Below are 23,213 nucleotides of genomic sequence, written 5' to 3' on the forward strand. Positions count from 1 at the left end.
CTACCTTGCGGATATTTTTCCAAAGCCCATGAGATCTATTGTCGTTGCCGTGGCATGCGGCCTGTTCCTTTTTGCCAATGCACAGGAGCAAGGTCTTCCACACGTTCTTGCCCCGGAGGAACTTCATCTTATCCCTGAATACCGGGACACGCGTGCCACCCTGCATCGCAGCATTCAGGCACCACCGACCTTTCCCGTTCGCACCATGGCCGAATGGGAAGAAGTACAGAGCTTGGTGATCACGTGGACGGACTATCCGGCCATTCTAAAACAGATCGTGCGATACGCGAAGGAAGAGTGTGAAGTGATCATCGTGTGCGACGATCCCGCCGCGGTCACGCAGGTGCTGAACAACTCAAGCGCTGGCGGTCCCTTGGACGACCTGACCAACATCACCTTTCTCCAAGCGGGGTTCAACAGCATCTGGGTTCGTGACTACGGCGCGGAAACGATCTACCGCAACGAAGTGGACAGCTTGATGCAGTTGGATTGGATCTACAACCGGCCCCGGCCATTGGACGACGTGCTTCCGGATGCGATCGCCGACCTGAAGAACATCCCGATCTACGGGACCACGCAAGCACCTTACGACCTCGTACACACCGGCGGGAACTTCATGTGTGACGGGGCCGGCACGGCCTTCAGCAGCAACTTGGTACTCGACGAGAACGGCCCAGATGGCAACTTCAACCAAACGGTGAAGAGCGCTGCACAAGTGGACACGTTGATGAGCGAATGGATGGGGATCAGCCTGGGGCGCTACATCAAGATGACCACGCTGCCCTACGACGGGATCCACCACATCGACATGCACATGAAGCTGCTGGATGAGGAGACTCTGTTGGTGGGCGCATTCCCGCAGGGTGTGAGCGATGGCCCGCAGCTGGAACAGAACCTGCAGGGGATCATGAACGGCTACACGAATGTGTTCGGAGACCCGTACGAAGTGGTGCGGATCCCGATGCCGCCGAGCACCAGCGGCGGTTATGCGCCGAGCGCATCCTATCGCACGTATGCGAACAACGTGTTCATCAACAAAACGGTCTTGGTGCCCACCTACCGCACGGAATATGACACCACGGGCTTGCGGATCCTGCGGGAGAGCTTGCCGGGATACCGCGTGGTGGGGATCGATTGCGACGATGGGGGATCGAACATCATCAGCCAGAGCGGTGCCATTCATTGCATCACCAAGGCCATCGGCGTAGAGGACCCTTTGTTGATCCGCCACAAAAAGCTGCACGATACCTATGAAACAGCGAACCCATACACGGTCAGCGCCTACATCCGCCATCGCAGCGGCATCACATCCGCTGAGCTGTATTGGACCACGGACACCGCCCAAACCTTTATCGCCGTACCGATGACCGCCGGGGCCGACAATATGTGGACGGCCGCGATCCCTGCACAGGAGCCCTTGACCACTGTCTTCTACTACATCCGCGCTGTTGCGGAGAACGGCAAGGTGCAGGTGCGCCCCATCGTGGCCCCGGAAGGCTGGTGGCGCTTCCACGTGCTGGATCTGGGAACGGCCATTGCCGACCCGGAAGGGCCAGTGATCACCGAAGTATTCCCGAATCCCACACAAGGCGCGCTCGTGATCACGCTGGACCGCTTCCGTAGCGAGCCGATGCATGTGGCCCTGTACGATGCCACGGGCCGCCAAGCCCGCGAATTGCACGAAGGACCGATGCCCGCTGATGGCCAGCTGATCCTGGACATCTCTTCACTTTCTCCCGGCGCCTATGCACTTGTAGCCACCAGTAAGCTCGGCAGCTCTACCATGCGGGTGTTGAAGCAGTGAACTTTACGGATGTTCAGGGTGATCATCGCCATGCATTTTCGCCCCCGGCGCATGCCGGGGCCGGGTCTGGCCCGGAATGACATTCGTTAGTGGCTGTGCAACTGGGAAGGCCACTGGGTGAGGCCTTCCCAGTTGCACAGCCTCCCGATGTTGTCACCCCGGCCCCCGAGCCGGGGTCGCGCAAGGGCAATTAAGCTCTGTTCATAGGATCTGATCCCATAAAAAAGGAAGCCCCGCCGGTAGGACCGGCGGGGCTTCTTTCGATTTCATTCGGGACTACTTCTTCATGTTCTCCATCTCCTTGTCGAAGGTCTCCTTGAACTTCTCGTAGTCGTAGTCGATCTTCAGTTTGTCGTCCTTGCTGAGGCGTTCGTTGTAGGCCGCCAGCAAGTCCTGTGCACTGAGCTCGATCGCCACATAGCACTTGTAATTACCGCTGCCTTCCACCTTCATCATCTTCTCGCAGATGGTGCGTGTGCCGGTCAGCTTTTGATCGACCACTTCGCGGGTAAGGCCTTCGAAACGCTCGGCGATCTCTTCCTTGTTGTTCATCTCGCGGCTGTTCACGTAGTTGTCGATCACGCTCTTCACTTGCGTGTTGATGGCACTGGCCATGTCGGCGCGGGCGTTGGAGAGGGCCTTCTTCTTCGCGGTGGCCTGGTCCATGCTTTCGCCGAGGTTGTTCGAGCGGAAGTTCTTCTCGTCGGTGAAGAACTCGGGGCCTGAGCAGAGCACCTTCACCTCGGTCTCCCCACTGGGCGGCTTGGCGGCCTCGGCTGCCTTTTTCTTGCTTTTGCAGGCGCTAAGCCCGCCAACGAGCATCAAGCCCATGAAGGCGATCGATGCGATTTTCGATGTAGAGGTTCTCATGGTCTTCGTTTTAGGTGGTTGTCGGTTGTGTGCTTTCCAATGGCGTGCCAAAGTGCGAAAAGTACCGTCATTGCTGCAAAAGAGTATTGACCATTGCAGGAAAAAGTTCTTTTCTCAGGTCCAGTGCCGCCTTTTTGTAGGCGTCCAGTCCGGCCTTTTCATAGTTGAGCTGTATGCCCTTCACGCCCTGCTTGCCGCCCTCGTAGATCACTTCTCCGCTGCGGCGGTCGCGCACCTTGAGCGCATTGTCCAATGCGGCGGTGAAGAAGCCGTTGCTCTCGCCCATTTCACGGGTGCTGGCCGTGATCTCCATCTCCATGTCGGCGTCCGCGGCACGGTCCACGGCACGGAAGCCCATGGCGGTCAGCTCCTCTTTCAGGGCCAAGGCGAGCTGGGCGTCCGGGAGCGGCCTGCCCAGGTTGCTCTCCGTATCCTTGACAAAGACCTTCGGCATCACGCGATCGATCGGCACATGGACCTCCGGAATGGTGAGGCTGCCTATGAGCGGCTTGGTGAACGCAGGGTCGAGGTCCTTGCTCACCAAAGCATCCACGTCCAAGCGGACCAGCATTTCCGGGGCGGCCGCTTGCAGATCGAGCCGTTGGACAGTGGTGCGTGCCCTGCCCTCCGTATCGGTGTTGCGGCTTTCGGTGACTTTGCCGGCCTGCCCGGGGAACTCGATGGTGATGGGCAGTTGGGCCAATGCATGTCCCGCCGGGGAGAGCGTGGCGGAGATGAGCATTTCCCGCTTGAAACGGTTGGACCAGTTCAACGCACAACGCTCCGGCAGCACCGTTAAGCGCACGCCGCTTGTCATGCCTTGCAGGTCACTGAACAACTGGTTCGCTAAGGGCACTTGTTTGCCGTCCAGCATGACCTGATCGCTCTCGCCCCAGTACTCCTTCATGGCGATCAACGCGCGGAGGTCCAGGTCGAACGCGGTCTTCATATCACCGCTGGCAAGGCTGCTCTTGGCCCGGCCATAGAGGTCGGTGGCCTGATCGATGGCCTTCTGCTTGCGTGCGGCCTTGATGCGTGCGTGCTCGCTTTTGCTCAGCCGGTAATACACCCAGTAATTATCGGGCCCGTCATAGCTGTCCACCAGCTCGTAGCCCTCGATCCGTTCCTTGGTGCTGGTGTTGATGGTGCTGGTGAACTCCTCGTCGAACTTGTACTTGCGGTCCAGCGTGTAGAGCAGGCTGTTGCCTTCCACGGTGACGCTGATCTCGCTCGCGAGGTCGTTCAGTGCGTTCTTCTTGGCGGTCTCCTGGACATCCGGCCGGTTCTTCGGGCATTGGCCGATCCCGATGTAGTCGGCATCGGCCACAGGGCGCGCATTCACCCAGGCGGGGCGCTGCGCTTCGGTGGCCACGGGCGTTTCAACCTGTACCGTTGGCCGGTTGGACTTGCACGCAGCGAAAAGCACGGTGGCAAGGAAAGCGAAGGCCATCACGGCCTGGCCCTTCCGGAAGCCCAACGTCCTTTGCCTACCGGCCCCGATCATGGCAGTTTGCTCGCAATTTCCTGCTGAATGCTGTTGGCCATCACCACTGACGTGTTCCGCAGAAGCTCAGTGCCAAGGTCGGCAGTGGACTTCACTTCCCGCGGTGCGCCCAACAACGAAGTCAACTGTTGTCGCGCACTGCTGTTGGTGTTCACCGCTCCGTTCAACATGGGGAACAGCGCCTTGGCATTGCCATCGTAGGTGGCGTAATAGGCGTGATCGTCGGCCTGCTTGTCGACCACCTTGCTCATGAGCACCTGACCGGTCTCCAAGGAAACCAACTTGTAGCTGAACGAGATATTGGTCTTGTTCTCCTGGTAGTACTCGTTGTACTTCGCCGGTTTGTACCGCGTGTCATAGGAGTAGTTGTTGGTCTCCTTGTTGAGGACCTTCACCTGGTAGCTTTCATAACCGTCCTTGGTGCTGCGCTTCGTTTTGCCCGGCTGCTCCGTGTACGTGATCACCGTGCCCATCACCACGGCCTGCGCGCCCAACAACTTCCCTGCGCTCACGGCGGTGCTCTCGTCCACCACGCCGCTCATTCCCATGCGCTGTTCGTCCAGGATCCTTTGGATGTTGTCCCGGTCCACCACCTGGATGAACGGGTCGTTGACGTCCGTGAGCGCGGAGGTGACGTACGCCTGTAAGGTGGCCGCCTGCGCCGTTTGCACCCTGCTGCCCGCCGTATTGAAAGGAAGCACGGCAATGGCGTACCTGCCCTTTTGCACGCATTCCGCTTTCAGTGCTGCGGCATCCTTGTAATCCGCGCTTCTCGTCACCACCCTTTCGAGGTCGGTGTAGGCCTTGCGGTACTGCCCCGCCTGCAAGGCCGCCTTGCCCGAAACGTAGAGCGGCTCCAAGTAGGCGATGTCCTGCAAGCTTCCAGCATCCTTGTACCCCGGCTCCAGCTTGCCGATCTTGGAGAACACGGCCTCGGCGGTGGCATAGTCCTTTTTATCCAGTAGATCGTGGCCTTGGGTGTACAACTGGACGAGGTACTCCCCTTTCACCTGTTTGAAATCCGTGGCATAGCTGTCCGGGATCTCCAAGGTGACACCCGCACGTTGTACCCGGTCCTGATAGTCCTTGGCATCTAGGTAGGCGTTCACCGCAGCCTCCTTGTCCGTGCCGAGGCTGAAGGCTTTGAAGAAGGTGCTGAGCTTGTCGTTCATCAGCGTCTGCCCGGTCTTCTTCAGGCCGATCTTGGCATCGATGTTCTTGGCGTTGCGCACGGCGCTTTGCAGGTACATGTCCGCGGCCTCCGCGTACATGCCGCTCTCATCCAGCTTGGCGGCCTTTTTGGAAAAGGACTTGGACCCCGAGCAGGCAGCGAGGAAGATCGCGAAGAAGGTAAGTGCTGTCAATGCGGTTTTCATCCTGTGGTGATGAAGGGTTGGGACCGGTTCAACGGCCTTGTATGTACTTGTCCAGCTCGTCCACGGAGCTGGAGAAGCCGAAGGCATCGTTCACTTTGTAGTAGTTGTTCACGTCGATCACATGGTCGTATGCGAACTTGGCGAAATCGAGCTTGCTGTCCTCGAAGCCGAAGAGCTCCATGATGTCCTTCACCTGGGCGGAGGTGAAGCAGTTGCTGCCGCCGATCTGTTTGGCCAAGGTGAGCTTGGTCTCCTCGAAGCCCTTCGAGGCAATGCTGGTTTTGGCATCCTGGAAATCAGCGGGGCTCATCGCCCGCATGCATCCGGTGGTGGTGATCGGCTCTTCTTCGATGGGCAATGTGGGATCTTCGTTGATCAAGGTGCCCGACTGTGAATAGGTGGTGGTCGTTGTGGTCGTTGTCGTCATTGTGCCGCCCGTGCCGTCGGTAACGTTCACCCCTACGTTCATGCCGATCCCGTTGACCCCGACGTTCATGTTCACGCGCTCACCCGTGCCGCCCTCGGTGACGGTGGTGGTGGTCTGCGTGCCCACCGGGGCATCGGCCACAATGGTCTGCGTGGTGCGCACTGGGGCCTCTACATCCTCAACAAACTCGGTGGGCACGGGCTTTCCCGCGGAATTCGACGCGGCGCTTCCCAACGGGGCCTGCCCTTGCATGCGCAGCACGCGCTGGCCCTTCTTGTTGGTGGTGATCCGCAAGGTGTACTCCGTGCCCGGCTCCATCCATCCGTTCTGCTTCAGCGCAGGAATGGCCTTGTCCTCGAAGTTCACGGCCAGCATCGGTGTTTCGTTCCTGATACCGGTGGCGACCACCCGTGTTGCGGGCACATCGTTCTTCACATCCCCATCAATGACCAGAGTGAACTTCTCACCCGCATCGGAGAAGACCACGATGTCGCTGGTCTGTGCGAAAAGCCCGGCTAAACACGTGAAGGAAGCTAAAGCGAAAGTGGAAATACGTATCATCTGATGGCGTTTGGTCCGCGAATGTAGATCGCGTGGGGAATGGCAAGGGTTGTGCCAAAACCATTGCCTGCGTTCCGAGGTGCGCGGGCCTCCGTTCGCACAGGTGGACAACCGTTCATGTAAGGAGCTTCATGGCATGGGCGTTGACCGGTACTTTCGTGGACCCGAATCCAGAGCATGCTTCAACTGAAGAACATCCGCAAGTCCTACCGCATGGGGAGCAACACCCTTGAAGTACTGAAGGGTGTGGACCTGCACATCCGCAAGGGTGAAATGGTGAGCATCATGGGTTCCTCGGGCTCCGGGAAGAGCACGCTGCTGAACATCATCGGCATCTTGGACAATCCGGACAGCGGGGAGTACCTGCTGGACGGGCTGCCGATCAAGGACCTCAGCGAAACGCGGGCCGCGGAACTGCGGAGCAAGTACATCGGCTTCGTCTTCCAGAGCTTCAACCTCATCGCCTTCAAGAACGCCATGGAGAACGTGGCCTTGCCGCTGTACTACCAAGGGGTTTCGAGCCGCAAGAGGAACGAGATGGCGGTGGAGATGCTGGCCAATGTGGGCCTGCGCGATTGGGCCAAGCACATGCCGAACGAGATGAGCGGGGGGCAGAAACAGCGCGTGGCCATCGCACGCGCCTTGATCGCCGATCCCAAGGTGATCCTAGCGGACGAGCCGACGGGAGCGCTGGACAGCACCACCGGTATCGAAGTGATGGACCTGCTGCAGAAAGTGAACACGGACCTGGGGATGACCTTGGTGATCGTGACGCACGAATCGGAGGTGGCCCAGCGGACGCAGCGCATCATCCGGTTGAAGGACGGCGAGATCGAAAGCCACGACGGGCAACCCATAACCGAGGGCGCGGATGTTCGACGCTGAGAAATGGGCGGAGATCTTCGACACCATCGGCAAGAACAAATTGCGGACGGTGCTCACCGGCTTCAGCGTGTTCTGGGGCATCTTCATGCTGATCATCCTGCTGGGCACGGGCGCGGGACTGCAGAACGGATTCAGCTACAACTTCCGGGACACGGCGATGAACACCATCACGCTTTACGGCGGGGAGACCACCAAGCCTTGGCAGGGCCTGGCGGTGAACCGTCCGGTACAATTGGACACGCGCGACGTGGCGGCCCTTCGGACAGCGATACCCGGGCTGGAGCACATCAGCGGCAATTTGCGGGTGTGGCGCGGCAACAGCACCTTGAGCCGGGGCAAGAACTACGGCAACTTCAGCATCAGCGGGGTGACGCCGGAGATCTCCTACTTGCAGGAGCAGCAGATCGTCGAGGGACGCTTCATCAATACGATGGACCAGCTACGGACGCGCAAAGTGATCATTCTCGCGGAAGATTCACGGGACGCGCTGTTCAAGGGCGAGGACCCGATCAATCAATGGGTGCAGGTGAACAACATCCCTTTCCAAGTGGTGGGAGTTTACCGCTTCGAGGCTGGCGGACGGGGCATGAACCAGAGCAGTCAGGTGTTCATCCCATTGAGCGTGTCCCAGCGGGTGTTCAACGCGCAGCAGACGGTGGACAAGATCATGTTCAGCTTCAGTGACGGATCCTTGGTGGGGGCCGAAATAGCCGCGAAACGAGCGGTCGGCGTGCTCGCCGCACGGCACCACTTCGACCCCACGGACGACCGTGCGGTGTACGTGAACAATAACGTGGAGAACGCGGCCACCTTCGGGAGCATCTTCGGCGGCATCAATGCCTTTCTGTGGATGATCGGCATCGGCACCATCGTGGCAGGCATCGTGGGCGTGAGCAACATCATGCTGATCGTGGTGAAGGACCGCACCAAGGAGATCGGCATCCGCAAGGCCTTGGGCGCCACGCCGGCGAACGTGGTGGGCCAGGTGATCATGGAAGCGGTCTTCGTCAGCGCCATGGCAGGCTACTTCGGGCTGGTCTGCGGCGTGGGCCTGCTGGAAACACTGGCGAAGGGGATCCCCGGCAACGAGATGTTCCGCAACCCGACCATCGACATCCGTGTGGCGCTCTATGCCACGGCGGTGCTGATCGTGGCCGGCGCCCTGGCAGGTTTGATCCCTGCGCGAAGGGCGGCGGCCATACGGCCCATTGAAGCACTCCGGGACGAATGAAGATGGTTCACCACAGAGGCATGGAGGGCACAGAGAATTGGTGTCTGGTGGTTCCGGTACCGGGTACTGGGTATCAGGTACCGGGTACTGACAGGTTCTTGCGACCGCTTCGCCGCACGGTACCCTGTACTCGGTACCCAGTACCCTGTACCGTTCCATTCAAAAGATCCACTCCTCCGTGCCTCTGTGGTGAAAACACACCTCTCCCCCATGTTCGATAGCGAGCGCTGGAGCGAGATCTGGATGACGTTGAGCCGCAACAAGCTCCGCAGCGGGCTCACCATGTTCGGCGTGTTCTGGGGCATCTTCATGCTGGTGATCATGCTCGGCATGGGCCAGGGCCTGAGCAACGGCGTGCTGAGCGGCTTCTCCGGCTGGGCCACTAACAGCTGCTTCATGTGGACGCAGACCACCTCGTTGCCATACGCGGGCTTCAAGCGAGGGCGGTATTTCAACTTCGACAACGGGGATATCGCCGCCATCAAGGCCGTGGAAGGCGTGGACCAAGTGGCGCCACGGCTGCAGCTCGGTGGCTACCGGGGCGCGAACAACGTGAACTATAAGGACAAGAACGGCGGCTTCAGCGTGAATGGGGACATGCCTGAGGTGCTGCACTTCCAAGCATCGGACATCACCAAAGGGCGCTTCCTGAACGAGAAGGACATCCGGGACGACCGTAAGGTTTGCGTGATCGGGCCGAAAGTGGTGGAGGGACTTTTCGGCAGCGAGGACCCGCTGGGGAAATACATCCGGATCCAAGGTGTCTACTTCCAAGTGGTGGGCGTCCATGTGCCGAAGGCTTCCGCCATGCACGACGACGGGCAGGGCAGCACCATCTTCATCCCCTTCAGCACTTTCCAAAAGGCGTTCAACAGCATGAACATGGTACACTGGTTCAGCATCAGCGCGAAGCCCGGTGTGGAAGTGAGCGACATCCAAACAGAGGTGATAAAAGTGATGGCGAAGCGCCACAAGGTGGACCCGAACGACCCGTTGGCCTTTGGCGGGTTCAACCTGCAGGAGAAATTCCAGCAGATGAACATGCTCTTCGTTGCGATCGCGGCGCTCAGCTGGTTCGTGGGGATCCTCACGCTGATCGCGGGCGTCATCGGCATCAGCAACATCATGCTGGTGATCGTGAAGGAGCGCACCAAGGAGATCGGGATCCGCAGGAGCATCGGCGCGCGCCCGGGCAACATCACCGGGCAGATCATGCTCGAAGCGCTCACGCTCACCTTCATAGCGGGCTACTTCGGGCTGCTCGCGGGAGTGGGCACCCTGGAAGGGATCAACGCCATCGGCATCCAAGGGGGCTTCTTCAAGAACCCGGAAGTAAAACTGAACGTCGCGGTGGTCGCCCTCGTCGTTCTGATCATCAGCGGCCTCATCGCCGGTTACATCCCCGCACGTCGTGCCTTAAGCATTAAACCCGTGGACGCCCTCAGAGCGGAGTAGGGGCGTGTATGGGCGATGCATGCACCGCCCATACGTTCGCCCCTGCCCGCCCCAACAACAACAAAACGCCTTCGCCGAGCTTCGGCGCTTCAAGCATGAAAAAAGCCCTCAAGTACCTCCTCCTCGCCCTGCTCATCGTCCTCTTCCTCTGGACGCTCTGGTTCCTCTACCAGAAGAGCGTGACCAAGCCGCCCGCCTACAAGGTGGTGAAGCCGTCCGTGGCCACCATCATTAAGAAGACCGTGGCCAACGGCACCATCGAGCCGCGGCAGGAGATCGACATCAAGCCGGTGGTGAGCGGCGTGATCCGGCAACTTTTCGTGGAGGCCGGGCAAAAGGTGAAGGAGGGCGACAAGCTGGCGCAGATCCAGATCGTGCCGGACATGCTCTCACTGAACCAGGCCGAGAGCCGGGTGAACAGTGCCGCCATCGCCGTGACCAATGCGCAGCTGAACTATGACCGCAACAAACCGCTTGCCGACAAAGGCGTGATCTCAGCGAGCGAAATGCAGACCTACGACATCGCGCTGCGCAACGTCAAGCAGGAGCAGAGCGCCGCACAGGACGCCCTGCAATTGGTGCGCGACGGTATCAGCAAGAACAGCGGCAGCGCCAGCAACACCATCGTGCGCAGCACCATCACCGGCATGGTGCTGGACGTGCCCGTGAAGGTGGGCACCAGCGTGATCGAGCGGAACAACTTCAACGAGGGCACCACCATCGCCACCGTGGCCGACATGAACGACCTGATCTTCAAGGGCAACGTTGACGAGAGCGAGGTGGGCAAAGTGCGTCTCGGCATGCCTGCGGTGATCACCGTGGGCGCCATCGACAGCGCCACTTGGGATGCCGATCTGGAGTACATCGCCCCGAAAGGCGTGGAGGACAACGGTGCCATCCAATTCGAGATCCGTGCGGCGGTGAACGTGAAGGAGGGCCAGACCCTGCGCGCAGGCTACAGCGCCAATGCCGACATCGTACTGGACCGGCGCGACAGTGTGAGGAGCATCCCGGAAAGCGTGATCACCTTCAACGACAAGGGCGACAGCGCCTTCGTGGAAGTGATGAACGGCAAGGACTGGAAAAAGACCTACGTGAAGACGGGCCTTAGCGATGGCGTGAACATCGAGGTGCTCGGCGGCATCGCGGACAGCACCTCGCTGAAAGGTGCCAAGATCATGGAAGAGCCGGAAGCCCATGGACCGGGCGGAGAGTGATAGCGGACATCGCATGCACTTGTTCCACTGTCCTGACCTGAGCCAGCTCGTGGCGGAGCTTCCCGCTGAGGAGGCTCACCACGCTGTGAACGTGCTTCGGCTTTCCGTGGGAGATCCGATCGGCCTACTGGACGGGAATGGCGGCTTCGCGGAAGCGGAGATCGAGGAAGCGACAAAGCGCAGGTGCTTGGCGCGTATTGCACGAAAGGACAGTGTGGGACCGGAACGCACTGCACACATCCACATCGCCGTGGCGCCCACCAAGCAGATGGAACGCTTCGAGTGGTTCCTGGAGAAAGCCACGGAGATCGGCGTGGACCGCATCACTCCGGTCCTCACGCACCGCACGGAGCGGAGTAAGCTCCGCCACGACCGCATGGAAAAGGTGCTGGTGGGGGCTATGAAACAGAGCCAGCGCAAATGGCTGCCGCAGCTCGACGATCTGATCAAGCTGAAAGACTTGGATTCCACGACCACGCACCAGAAATTCTTTGGCTGGTGCGATGGCGACCATGCGGATCTCACCTCGGCCTACGACCCGGAACAGGACGCGCTAATTGTGATCGGTCCCGAAGGCGACTTCACCCCGGAGGAGGCGGAATGGCTGATCGCGAACGGATTTCAGGCGGTGAGCTTGGGCAAGTCCCGATTGCGCACGGAGACAGCAGCGATAGCGGCATGCACGTGGATGAGCTTCGCACAGCGTTGATCGCAGATCGCATGAATACGTTGGGAACCGCCGGAGGCGGCGCACAACAACGCACTCGCGAAAAACGCGAGCGCGGGCATTTGGCCTGCACATGGATGGGCTTTGCACAGCGTTGACGGTAACTTCGCACCATGAAGATCCGGTTCCTCGCTGTTGCGGCCTGTGCTTTGAGCGTCGTGGCCATATGCGCCCAAGGCACCTACCAACTGGCAGTGATGAAGTACAACGGCGGCGGCGACTGGTACGCCAACCCCACCGCCGTGCCGAACCTCGTGAAATTCTGTAACGAGCAGTTGGGCATGAACATCAACACCGACGTGCCGAACGTGGACGTGGGCAGCCCTGACATCTTCACCTATCCGTGGCTCGATGCCACCGGCCATGGCAACATCACCTTCAGCCCACAGGAGGCGGAAAACTTGCGCAATTACCTCATTGGCGGCGGCTTCCTGCACGTGAGCGACAACTACGGCATCGACAAGTTCCTACGTCCCGCCATGAAAATGGTGTTCCCCGAGCTGGAGTTCATGGAGCTGCCTTTCGCGCATCCCATATACCACCAGAAGTTCGACTTCCCAAAAGGCCTTCCGAAGATCCACGAGCACGATGGCCTGCCCGCGCAAGGCTTCGGCCTCATCTGGGAAGGTCGCTTGGTCTGCTTCTACGACTACCAATGCGACCTCGGCGACGGCTGGGAGGACCGCGATGTACACAACGACCCGCCGGAGCTGCACACCACCGCATTGCGCATGGGGGCCAACATGGTGCAGTACGTTTTCGGGGGTGGAATTAATTGAACAGTTGTCAGTGGTCTGTTGTCAGTTGTCAGGTCCGGCAAGCTGATCCGTGCTCATTTGGTTTCTCAGTGCATTTCACGCCTTGCAACTGACCGCAACGCGCACGCCGGACGACCCATTGAGAACGCCTGACAAGGGACAACGGACAACTGACACCTAAGTCCTCGCCTTCCTCACCTTCATGTTCAACAGCTCCACACCGAAGCTGAAGGCCATGGCGATGTAGGCGTAACCCTTCGGGATCTCGCTGTGGTGCAGGGGTTCGAGGCCCTCGAAGAAGAGCATGAAGCCCACCATTACCAAGAAGGAGAGCGCGAGCATTTTCAAAGTGGGGTGCTTTTCGATGAAGCTGCTGATGGCCTGCGCGAAGAAGAACATCACGAACATGGCGATCACCACCGCGGCGATCATCACCTCCACATGGCTGCCGAGACCGATGGCGGTGAGGATGCTATCGAAGGAGAACACCGCGTCCACGAGAATGACCTGGGCCATCAACGCGCCGAAACTCTTGGCCTTAATGCTGGTTTCCTTGTGCCCCTCCTCCCCTTCCAACTTGTCATGGATCTCCATTACGGCCTTGTAAAGGAGGAAGAGGCCGCCCGCGAAGAGGATCACGTGCCGAAGGGTGAAATCGTATCCGGCGATGCCGAACAGCGCGGTGTCGCCATGCTTCACGAGCGTGGTGAGGCCCAGCAACAGGGCACAGCGCATGAGGATCCCGTAGATCATCCAGAGCCTGCGGCCGCGAGCACGGTCCTGCTCCGACATACGGCCGAGGATGATGCTGACGAAGATCACATTGTCGATGCCGAGCACGATCTCGAGCAAAGCCAGGGTGATCAGGCTCACTAGCGCATTGAGGGTAAAGAGGTCTTCCATCCGGGGCGTGAATGTCGTGCTAAGCGTTGATCACCTCCTGCATCCACCGCGAAATTTCCTCCGCACGGGTCAGCACCATGACATGCCCTCCGCCCTCTACGGCATGGTCCACCGGGAACCTCATGGGAATGGCTTGGTCATTGGTGCCGTGTATGCGCGCCACGGGGCCCTTCCAGCGCGTGCCTTTCCAGCGCAGCACGGCCTCCACGCCGCGACGGATCTTGGCCGCGGTCTCCTTCTTCGCCATGTCCCAGAGCAGCTGGTCCGAAATGCGGTCGCGTAAGCCCAGGAACCGTTTGAACGGCCACGTGGCCCACATGGTGAACCTGCCGATCAAGCATGTGCCCCCCAGTGACTTCATCACATGCACCTGCCTCGGCCACTCGTGCGGCCCGGTCCACGTGGAGATGAGGATGACCTTTTCGGGCTTGGTCAGCAGTGCAAGCTCCTGTGCCACCATGCCACCCAGGCTAACGCCTGCCAGCATGTGCGGCTTCGTTCCGTCCACTCCCGAACGCATTTCAGCGGCCAGTTCCTCCAACGTGCACCTTTTGGGGAAAGGCGGCCATTCGAGCATGACCATCTCATGGCCCGGCAGCTTGATGCGCGAGAAGAGCCGCTTGTCGCAGCCCACGCCGGGAAGGAAATAGACGGTCATGCTCGAGATCAGACGATCAGACAATAAGACGATCAGAAGATCGAACGAACGCCAGTGCATTCTCCATCAGTTCGTGCATCACCACATCCTCCTCCACGAAGGGAACTTGCTTCCGGAGAGAAGCGTGCAACGCCTCGATCGCTTTGGAAGATCTCAACGGCTTCCGGAAATCCAAGGCCTGTGCAGCGGTGAAGAGTTCGATCGCGAGGATCCGTTCCACGTCTTCCGCCACCTGCCATGTCTTGATCGCGGCAGCGGCGCCCATGCTCACATGATCTTCTTGCCCGTTGCTGCTGTCGATGGTGTCCACGCTATTGGGCATGCAGCGCTGCTTGTTGGCGCTCACCAATGAAGCCGATGCGTACTGCGGGATCATGAAGCCGCTGTTCAGCCCGGGATGCGCCACTAGGAACGCCGGTAATCCGCGCTGGCCGCTGAGCAACTTGTAAGTGCGGCGCTCACTGATGCTGCCGAACTCAGCGAGGGCGATGGCCAGAAAGTCCAATGCCAGCGCCAACGGTTGGCCGTGGAAATTACCTGCGCTCACGATCAAGTCCTCGTCATCGAAGACGGTGGGATTGTCGGTAACGGACTCCAATTCGCGTTCCACCACGCGCTCCACGTAGGCGATGGTATCGCGCGATGCGCCGTGGACCTGAGGGACACAGCGGAAGGAGTACGGGTCCTGCACGTGTTTCTTGGTGCGCTTCGCGATGTCACTGCCTTTCAGCAGATCACGGACATGCCCGGCCACCACGGCCTGCCCGGGATGCGGGCGCACCGCATGCACTGAGGCATGGAACGGCTCCGTGCGACCATCGAACGCATCGAGCGACATCGCAGCGATGACATCGGCGATGTGCGCCAGCCGGTTGGACTTTAGCGTGAGCAACGACGCATATGCACACATGAACTGCGTGCCGTTCAGCAGCGCCAGGCCTTCCTTGGGGCCGAGTTCGAGCGGCTCCCAGCTCAACTGCTTCAAGGCCTTCGTGGCTTTCATGCGCTTGCCCTTCAGCACCACCTCACCTAAGCCGATCAGCGGCAACGCCAGATGCGCCAAGGGCGCGAGATCACCTGAAGCACCGAGCGAACCGCGCTCATACACCACCGGCAGCATGTCGGCATTGTGCATGTCGATGTAGCGTTGCACTGTACCGATGGCCACGGCACTGTGTCCGAAGGCCATGTTCTGCACCTTCAGCACCAGCATGGCCCGCACGATCTCCGCCGGAACGGGATCACCGGTTCCGCAGGCGTGGCTCATCACGAGGTTCTTCTGGAGCTGGGCGAGCTTGTCCTTTGGAATGCTGGTATCGGCCAACGCACCGAAGCCCGTGTTCACGCCGTAGATCGGCGCGTCGCTCTTCTTCAGGCGGTCGCGCAGGTAGGCGTGACAGCGCTTCACGGCAGCCGTTGCGTCCTTGCTGAGCGCGATGGGGCTGCGGGATGAAAGAATGTGGCCAAGCTCGGCGAGTTCGAGGCCGATGGTTCCTATTTGATGGGGCTTAGACATGGTATGCGGCGATAATGCGCCTCAGTATTTCTGGACAAGGACTTCAGTGGGGATCCTCAGCACTTCATTGAGTTTCCTGATCATCTCCAAGGTTAGCTTCCGTTTTCGGTTCAACACCTCGCTAACACGACTTTTGAAGCCCATGGCATCGGCCAGGTCCTTCTGCTTCATGCCCATTTGCTCCATGCGAAATTTTATGGCTTCGATCGGGTCCGGCATACCGATGGGAAAATGTGCATTTTCGTATGCATCGATGAGAATGGCCAGCACTTCCAGCTCATCGCCTTCCTTGGAACCTTTCTTGGCATCAAAGATCTTATCCAGCCGCTTCAGCGCCGCTTGATAATCCTTCTCGTTCCGGATCGGGGTGATGGTCATCTCAAATGGTGTTTGCGTTGATCTTGTCATACTCGGCATGGGTGCCGATAAAGCGGATCCAACCGAGCTGGAAATCGAAGTTGAACCTGACGATCAACCTGTACTTGTTGCCTTTGATGTTGAATGCAATGCGATTCCCTTGAAGAATGCTTGCGTTCGGATGGTCCTTTTTCAATGCGTTGACATTTTTCCATCCTGCCGTTTCAGTTTCCCTGAACCATGCTTTCAACTGCTGTTCGCAATCGGCATGCTTGGTCCAAAAATCCCGTAAAGTCCGTTTGGCTATGATCCGCACGTTGAACGAATTGGTGCAAAGGTACAGAGTGTTACCATTCCGGTAACTGCATCGCTTTACCGGAACGGGAAGACTCCTATGCCCGCTGGATCTCTTTCATCTAGCACTATCCGAGCATCGACAACAACTCCCCCTCCTTCACCGCTTTCTGCTCGCCGCTCTTCATGTCCTTCACGGTCACGATGCCTTGCTTCATTTCATTCTCCCCGATGATGGCCACGAAGGGGATGCCTTTGTCATCGGCGTACTTGAATTGCTTGGCCATCTTCACCGCGTCGGGGTAGAGCTCTGCGGCAATGCCGACATCGCGCACTTGGCGCAGGAGTTTGAGGCAATGCAGGGCCTCCGCCTCGCCGAAGTTCGCAAAGAGCAGCTTCGTGCTTTCGCCCAATTCCGCAGGGAATTTGTTCGTCTCCAGCAGCACGTCGTAAATGCGGTCCGCGCCGAAGCTGATGCCCACGCCGCTCATGTTCTTCAGGCCGAAGATGCCTGTGAGATCGTCGTACCGGCCACCACCGCAAATGCTGCCCGGCATGCTCCCTTCCAAGGATTTCACCTCAAAGATGGCACCCGTGTAATAGTCGAGGCCTCGGGCAAGCGTAGGGTCGAACTCCAGCGTAGCGCTCTTCAGTGTTCCCACAGCATCAAAGATGGCGGACAAGTTCTTCAGCCCTTCCTGCGCGAGGGGCACACTGCCTAGCCAATCATCGAGCTTTTTCTTTTGCTCCGACCACGTGCCGCTGAGCCTGAAGAGCGGTGCGATAGTGGCCAGCGCGGTATCCGTAATACCCTTGGCGCGCATCTCCTCCTCCACTTTCTCCTGACCGATCTTGTCCAGCTTGTCTATCGCAGTCACCATGTCAACGACCTTCTCCGGTTGCCCGCTGATCTCGGCGATGGCACTGAGCACCTTGCGGTCGTTGATCTTCACGGCCACCTGCAAGTTCAGCGCGGAGAAGACGTCATCGATCAACTGCACGAGCTCGATCTCGTTCAGCAGGCTCTTGCTGCCGATCACGTCCGCATCGCATTGATAGAACTCGCGGTAGCGGCCCTTCTGCGGGCGATCCGCACGCCACACGGGCTGGATCTGGTAGCGTTTGAAGGGGAAGGTGATCTCGTTCTGATGCTGCACCACGTAGCGTGCAAAGGGCACGGTGAGGTCGTAGCGCAGGGCCTTCTCGGAAAGCTCGGTGGCTTTTACCTGCGCTATCATCGCTCGCATATCATTGAAGACTGCAATGGAGAGTTCAACAGGCTTCGTTCCATACTTTGCCTCGAATTTCTCATTCACCTCCTGCATAAAATCTCCGCTGTTGAGCACCTTGAAGATCAAGCGGTCGCCCTCCTCGCCGTACTTGCCGGTGAGGGTGCTGAGGTTCTCCATTGCGGGGGTCTCCAGCGGCAGGAAGCCGTACTTGCGGAACACCGTTTCGATGGTATTGAAAATGTACTTGCGACGGAGCATCTCCTGTGGGGAGAAATCGCGGGTACCCTTGGGCGTGGAGGGCTTTTGTGCCATGCGGCGAAGGTAGTGACGGGTAGGTTTTTTTACCACAGAGGCACAGAAACACGGAGAAATACGAGCTGTACCTTGAAGTACACGAAGGGTACAACGATGCAGCACGGCCTGCGGAGGTGAAGAGCTACGAATGCGAAAGTTTGACCGCAACGCCCGCAACGATCGCAACGAAATTCAAAGTCTGGCAGCGGAGGCGCAGAACCCCTCTATCACCGTTCCTGCGGTTCCATGGCATAACCCAGTGCTACTTCGGTGGCGCTCTTCCGGGCCATGGTGCTGAAGGTTGGCACGTCGTAAGCCAAGGATATGGAGAAAGCAGACCAACGCACTGCCATTTGCGCCACCACAGCACCGTCGCTGCGCCAAGAAGCGCCGAGCTCCACCTTCACTTGCACGGCTTCGTTCTGGAAGGACTTCGCAGGGCCGAACACGTGGCCGAACGAGCTTCCCGCGAGCATCATGGTGCTTGGACCTTGCGCAAAGAAATACGCAGCTGGAACAAGGTAATTCGTCGGCTTCCCCAGCAGCAGCCGTGCTTGTGCAAATCCGGACCAGCGGACAGCGATGTGGCCCAGCGCGGGATCTGCGAACAACTTTGGACGGGCGAGATGCTGGCCTGAGGCACCAGCCGTAAAGCGGTTCTGCACCGCATCCCTTCCACCTCCCCAATGCAGGGCATAGACCACTCCGCCGCCCAGATCGAGGGCAGCATGCCGGTCGCGCACGGAGGCTTCACCGGAAGGGATCGAAGGATCATATTGCAGACCATCGTATTGACTGCCCCACTGCCCGTCCGGGCCGCCTTGCACGAACTGGAGCAAACCCACCTGCAGGCCCGCTCCTACGCTGCTGTTGCGTGTCACCGGCACGTGGTAGGCCAAGGCAAGCGCCACCTCCGTGGTGTTCAAGGCCGTGGTGCGGTCGCTCCTGAACTGGATCCCGGCGCCGAACCTTCCGCCGGATGTGGTGCCTTGCTCTTTTCCCCGCTTCACGCATCCATGCACCCCTGCCGCCAACGTGTGGAAAGGATCACCGATCGGGTTCCGCTTTGTGCGCTGGACAAGGGTCACTTGAAGATCGTTGACGGCACCGGCCAACGCCGGGTTCAACCCAAGTGGAGCCGTAGCCGGATCGGAGAACACAGCGTCCTGCGCTTGGATCCCGGACGCCAGAAGCATAAAGGCCATTACGCAACCACATGCCACATGTTCATCGCGATTCATCGCCGGATCAGTATTTCACCGGCCCTTTCCAGCACGGTGCCGTCGTCCTTCACCACATGCAGCATGTACCGGAAGGGGCCACCGTTCAATGATCTGCCACGGAGGTTGCCGTCCCAGCACCGGGCGGGATCATCGGTTTGGAAGACCGTCTCTCCCCATCTGTCGGTAATGGTGAATTGGAACTCCGCGATGCAACCGCCCAGCACACAGAGGTCATCGTTCAGCCCGTCATTGTTTGGCGAAAAGATCGTGGGCACGAAGATCTCCGGGCAGGTATACCAAGTGTTCAAAAGCACGGAATCCGCCACCATGCAGCCGTATGCCGAAGTGGCCGTGAACACGAACCAAGTGTCGCTTTGCGGCGATGCATACGGCGTCAGGCATTCGGTGCAGCTCAAGGCTTCCGGCGGCGACCAGTGGAAATCCGTCGTGCTGTCCAACGGTACCAGTTCGGCTTCCAATTGGATGCTGTCCACGATGTTCACCAGCGCGGTGTCCGGGAATACGCTCAAGGCCATCGAGCCCAGGTCGATCACGGTGCCCTGTTCGGTGTACACGCAGCCCAGTGCGTCCGTTAGCTTCACCTGATAGCTTCCCGCAAGCAACGGATCGGCAAAAGCCACAGTGTCCCCATTGCTCCACAGGAATTGGTATGGAGGCGAGGCTTGGTTGACGACGAGCATGGCCCATCCGTTCGCATTCCCGCAGGTGCTGTAATGGGTCTCGAGGGAATCAATGGGATAGGTTGGTTGCGGGACCACAAGGGAATCTGTTCGCGAACATTGGGCATTGCTCGTCACCACCACATATTGCCCTGCTGCAAGACCGGAGCGAGAAGCCTCATTGGATCCCGTGGTGGGCCAGAGAAAATTCAGTGGAACGGTGTCCAGCGGGATCAGCTCGATACTGCCGTCCGCTTCCCCGTAGCAGCTCGCACCGGTGATGGTGATATCGATGTTCGGCGGCGGCAGCACCTGCACGATCAGGCTATCACTGCTGGAGCAGCCATGCTGAGAGAACGCGGTGACATGATAGACCAGGGAGTCACCCGCAAATGGCGGTATGATGGACGGCTCCTGCTCATCGGAGGTGAAATCACCAGGACCGTTCCATGAATAGTGGTCCGCACCGTAAGCATACCCCTGCACAGTGTCTCCCAAGCATGCGCCGGACGGAATGGAGAACAAGGGTATCGGACGGTCCTCGATCAAAATAAATTTCTCCTGGCAGGAGCTGGGGCCGAAAACGTTTTCCGCACGCAATTCAACGAACATGCTGTGCTCCGGCACGAACGCGAGCGTGTCGCCCACATACAGGAAGTAGCGCGGGTCGCCGCAGTGGGTGTCGTACCAGACGGGTTCATAGCCGTCCGGGAATGAATCGATGTTGAATGTGATGCGCACGGTATCGCCGGTGCAGGCGAAAATGGTGTCGGGGCCATCGATGTGGAGACTGTCGGGCCATCCTCCTCCTCCTCCCGGCCCCGAACCATTGCAGACACAGGTATCACAGACGGCCGTGGAATCACCGGAGTTCCAATTGTGCTGTTGAAAGCGGGCGATGAACGCATCGGTGGTCCCGCTCAGGGCCTCGCGCACGCCCATGTCGAAAATGCCGGATCCGGAGGAGGTCGTTCCTGTGAAGAACATGATGTTCACGTCGAACACGGCGATATCCGTTCCCTCGTCCGCCCCCGGCCCGCCGAAATACGCGCCCCACAAACGGTGCCCGGTGGTGTCGAACTTGGTGATGAAGACATCCGTGGCCCCTTGAAGTTCCTCCAGTGGCACGCCAGCGGTAGCGATGGTGGAATCCGAGGCCGTGGTACCGATCACGCGCACCTGCCCGCCGGGATCGCGGATGATGCGCGCCGACCGGTCTTCCGAGCTATCACCGAGGTAGGTGGCCCACGCCAATGCCCCGCCGCTGTCGATCCGGGCGATGAAGACATCACCTCCGCCACCATAGCGCCATTGGTGCGCCGCCGTGTCCGTGACCAACGAGTCCGAAAAGGTCTCCCCGGTGATGAAAGCCGACTTCCCCACAGCAGCCACGCTGATGGCCCCGTCGTTGTCGGCCCCGCCGAAGTAAGTGGCCCATTGCACGTTGCCGGAACTGTCCATGCGCACCAAGAAGGCATCCTTCATCCCGGCCAAGCTGTCCTGATGCACACTGTCCGAGGCGATGCCTGCTGTGGAAGCGGTGGTGCCGGCAAGCCAGATGCCTGTGCTGTCCATGGCAAGCCCGTTCCCGATGTCATCCGCCGCACCACCGAAGAAGGTGGTCCACGTCCGATGTCCTGTACTATCGATATGGGTCAGGAAAGCATCCTTCCCGCCGGAAGGAGGATGTAGTGGCGGTACGGAATCACCCAAGAATTCCGTGCTTGCGGAAGTGCCCGCGAGAAAGAAACCGCCTTTCCCGTCCAGCACAAAGGTCGCCGCGCTGTCATTCAGGAGCCCGCCGATGTAAGAGCCCCATAAGCGATGTCCGAGTGAGTCGAATTTGGCCACGAACACATCGGTGTCCCCGGCCAACTCCTCTTGCTGCGCCCCGACGGTGGAAATACCAAGTGTGGATGCAGTGTTACCGATCAGGTAGATGTTCTTCAAACTGTCCACGGCGATACCCGTGGGCACATCCCAGTTCTCACCACCGTAGTAGGTGACCCACGGAAGGGAACCGAGCGGCATGAAGCATGCGACGAACACGTCCATGTCCCCCAGGAAGGTGGATTCGTAAGTGCCTTCGGTAGCGATGTTGGCGATCGATCTTGTGGCACCCGCCACATACACCCTTCCCGTCACTTGGTGAACTGCAATGGCCCGTCCCGAATCGTATGCCGTATCGCCGTAATAGGTGGCCCATTCGATCACGGGATCCGGATCCACGACCAAAGTCCTGTCCGGCCCGTGGTCCGTGGCATCCGCCCATTCCAAGCCGACCACGACATGTTCCGCGTCCTGCTCAACTACCCGGTAGAGCACGTCCGCGGGCTTTCCCCCGGGAAGGGTCCAACTGTGCGGGATCGATTCTGTGAGATGCTTACCGGAAAGGAAGAAATCCATCGATTTTTCGTTGACTACCGCGCTGTCATAACCTTCAAAGCGGAGCTGCACCGCATTGACATCCGCTCCTGGATGCAGCACCAGGTCATATTTGAACGCTCCATTGGCACCGCTTTGCGACAGGGCCATGTCGATGCCGGGATAGATGGAATTGTAGCGCAATCGATCAAAATGCGGCACGGCATTGAAGCCATGGATGTTGATGCGGTCCGGCCGAGGTGCCTCGCCGATCAATCGGGCATTTGCGCTGCCGTTGAGGACATACATGTCCAAGCGATGGAAATGCACCGGGCCGTCCTTGGTCTCCGCCGTATAGGTGTCATAGCTCAGTCCATTGTCGCGGACCTGCACGTTCATGCCGGTCCCTCCTGCCCAGAGATAACGCACTTCCGGATGCGGCAGGTGGTGCTGGTCAAGGACCTGCCCCACATTGCTAACGAACCCTCTACCGTGGACCGGAGATATGCGCTGCTGTGCTGAAGCGGCAAACGGCAAGAGGTTGGCCGCGAGCACCAGGCAGTGAAGACCGTAGCGAATTTTCGATGTTCCCATGGCGCTGTCAATTTCAACAAGGATAGCCCCGTGGGTGGGCGGAATCCAAGGAAACGCAGGCCAGATAGCGGGCGCGATATACAGGTCTGACAGGCGGTTCCGGCTAGGCCGCAAGTGGCAAAACAGCCCGAACTCAACACCCACAACGGAGCACTACCGATCGGACGCACCGAAATGGGCGGATATATTGGAAAAAATGCCGGCCCAATAGCAGCCGACCGGTCCCTTCACTTCCGGTGTTCGCGCTGCTTGGCTTCGAGCGCAGGCAACCGGATCTTGACCT

At 59.3% G+C, this 23,213-nt stretch carries 19 protein-coding genes; 7 read left to right on the forward strand and 12 right to left on the reverse strand.

Going from position 1 to position 23,213, the window contains the following annotated elements; translation table 11 throughout:
- Positions 1 to 28 precede the first annotated feature (28 nt).
- Complete coding sequence (locus tag IPP95_05500; protein ID QQS73677.1) at positions 29 to 1,804, forward strand: agmatine deiminase family protein; 1,776 nt, start codon at positions 29 to 31, stop codon at positions 1,802 to 1,804.
- A 276-nt stretch (positions 1,805 to 2,080) separates the two neighbouring features.
- Here the strand turns inward: IPP95_05500 and IPP95_05505 are convergent, their stop codons facing one another.
- The 4 genes from IPP95_05505 to IPP95_05520 form a co-directional block, all read right to left on the reverse strand.
- On the reverse strand, positions 2,081 to 2,674 hold the full coding sequence (locus IPP95_05505; protein ID QQS73678.1) for an LPP20 family lipoprotein: 594 nt from the start codon (positions 2,672 to 2,674) through the stop codon (positions 2,081 to 2,083).
- A gap of 67 nt (positions 2,675 to 2,741) precedes the next feature.
- Positions 2,742 to 4,178 (reverse strand): LPP20 family lipoprotein, encoded by a 1,437-nt coding sequence (locus IPP95_05510; GenBank protein QQS73679.1) that lies wholly within the window; start codon positions 4,176 to 4,178, stop codon positions 2,742 to 2,744.
- Positions 4,175 to 5,554 (reverse strand): hypothetical protein, encoded by a 1,380-nt coding sequence (locus IPP95_05515; GenBank protein QQS73680.1) that lies wholly within the window; start codon positions 5,552 to 5,554, stop codon positions 4,175 to 4,177. The genes IPP95_05510 and IPP95_05515 overlap by 4 nt, the downstream gene beginning before the upstream one ends.
- Positions 5,555 to 5,582: 28 nt before the next feature.
- Positions 5,583 to 6,542: a DUF4476 domain-containing protein gene (locus IPP95_05520; GenBank protein ID QQS73681.1), complete on the reverse strand. Its 960-nt coding sequence runs from the start codon at positions 6,540 to 6,542 to the stop codon at positions 5,583 to 5,585.
- A gap of 177 nt (positions 6,543 to 6,719) precedes the next feature.
- On the opposite strand from IPP95_05520, the gene IPP95_05525 reads away from it, so the two are divergent.
- The 6 genes from IPP95_05525 (at position 6,720) to IPP95_05550 (ending at position 12,836) form a co-directional block, all read left to right on the forward strand.
- Complete coding sequence (locus tag IPP95_05525) at positions 6,720 to 7,427, forward strand: ABC transporter ATP-binding protein (GenBank protein QQS73682.1); 708 nt, start codon at positions 6,720 to 6,722, stop codon at positions 7,425 to 7,427.
- The gene (locus IPP95_05530) at positions 7,414 to 8,658 is read left to right on the forward strand and encodes an ABC transporter permease (protein ID QQS73683.1); all 1,245 of its coding nucleotides are present in this window, start codon (positions 7,414 to 7,416) and stop codon (positions 8,656 to 8,658) included. Before IPP95_05525 ends, IPP95_05530 begins: the two co-directional genes overlap by 14 nt.
- Positions 8,659 to 8,868: 210 nt before the next feature.
- Positions 8,869 to 10,113, forward strand: a complete 1,245-nt coding sequence (locus IPP95_05535; protein QQS73684.1) for an ABC transporter permease — start codon at positions 8,869 to 8,871, stop codon at positions 10,111 to 10,113.
- 95 nt (positions 10,114 to 10,208) lie between these two features.
- Positions 10,209 to 11,330: an efflux RND transporter periplasmic adaptor subunit gene (locus IPP95_05540; GenBank protein ID QQS73685.1), complete on the forward strand. Its 1,122-nt coding sequence runs from the start codon at positions 10,209 to 10,211 to the stop codon at positions 11,328 to 11,330.
- Between the two features lie 13 nt (positions 11,331 to 11,343).
- A complete protein-coding gene (locus IPP95_05545) occupies positions 11,344 to 12,039 on the forward strand; it encodes a 16S rRNA (uracil(1498)-N(3))-methyltransferase (GenBank protein QQS74203.1) in 696 nt (231 codons plus the stop codon).
- A gap of 131 nt (positions 12,040 to 12,170) precedes the next feature.
- Positions 12,171 to 12,836: a DUF4159 domain-containing protein gene (locus IPP95_05550; GenBank protein ID QQS73686.1), complete on the forward strand. Its 666-nt coding sequence runs from the start codon at positions 12,171 to 12,173 to the stop codon at positions 12,834 to 12,836.
- A 156-nt stretch (positions 12,837 to 12,992) separates the two neighbouring features.
- Here the strand turns inward: IPP95_05550 and IPP95_05555 are convergent, their stop codons facing one another.
- From IPP95_05555 to IPP95_05590, 8 genes are all read right to left on the reverse strand, one after another.
- On the reverse strand, positions 12,993 to 13,718 hold the full coding sequence (locus IPP95_05555) for a TerC family protein (protein ID QQS73687.1): 726 nt from the start codon (positions 13,716 to 13,718) through the stop codon (positions 12,993 to 12,995).
- A 19-nt stretch (positions 13,719 to 13,737) separates the two neighbouring features.
- Positions 13,738 to 14,376, reverse strand: a complete 639-nt coding sequence (locus IPP95_05560) for an alpha/beta hydrolase (protein QQS73688.1) — start codon at positions 14,374 to 14,376, stop codon at positions 13,738 to 13,740.
- Positions 14,377 to 14,392: 16 nt separating this feature from the next.
- Positions 14,393 to 15,892 (reverse strand): histidine ammonia-lyase, encoded by a 1,500-nt coding sequence (hutH, locus tag IPP95_05565; protein QQS73689.1) that lies wholly within the window; start codon positions 15,890 to 15,892, stop codon positions 14,393 to 14,395.
- A 21-nt stretch (positions 15,893 to 15,913) separates the two neighbouring features.
- Positions 15,914 to 16,270, reverse strand: a complete 357-nt coding sequence (locus IPP95_05570) for a helix-turn-helix domain-containing protein (protein ID QQS73690.1) — start codon at positions 16,268 to 16,270, stop codon at positions 15,914 to 15,916.
- 1 nt (position 16,271) lies between these two features.
- On the reverse strand, positions 16,272 to 16,565 hold the full coding sequence (locus tag IPP95_05575) for a type II toxin-antitoxin system HigB family toxin (GenBank protein QQS73691.1): 294 nt from the start codon (positions 16,563 to 16,565) through the stop codon (positions 16,272 to 16,274).
- Positions 16,566 to 16,671: 106 nt separating this feature from the next.
- Positions 16,672 to 18,087: a histidine--tRNA ligase gene (locus tag IPP95_05580; GenBank protein ID QQS73692.1), complete on the reverse strand. Its 1,416-nt coding sequence runs from the start codon at positions 18,085 to 18,087 to the stop codon at positions 16,672 to 16,674.
- Between the two features lie 209 nt (positions 18,088 to 18,296).
- Positions 18,297 to 19,310 (reverse strand): PorP/SprF family type IX secretion system membrane protein, encoded by a 1,014-nt coding sequence (locus IPP95_05585; GenBank protein QQS73693.1) that lies wholly within the window; start codon positions 19,308 to 19,310, stop codon positions 18,297 to 18,299.
- Positions 19,307 to 22,930, reverse strand: a complete 3,624-nt coding sequence (locus IPP95_05590; protein QQS73694.1) for a gliding motility-associated C-terminal domain-containing protein — start codon at positions 22,928 to 22,930, stop codon at positions 19,307 to 19,309. The genes IPP95_05585 and IPP95_05590 overlap by 4 nt, the downstream gene beginning before the upstream one ends.
- Between the last annotated feature and the right edge of the window lie 283 nt (positions 22,931 to 23,213).

Source organism: Flavobacteriales bacterium (assembly GCA_016700415.1).
In the GTDB taxonomy this organism is placed as follows: domain Bacteria; phylum Bacteroidota; class Bacteroidia; order Flavobacteriales_F; family PHOS-HE28; genus PHOS-HE28.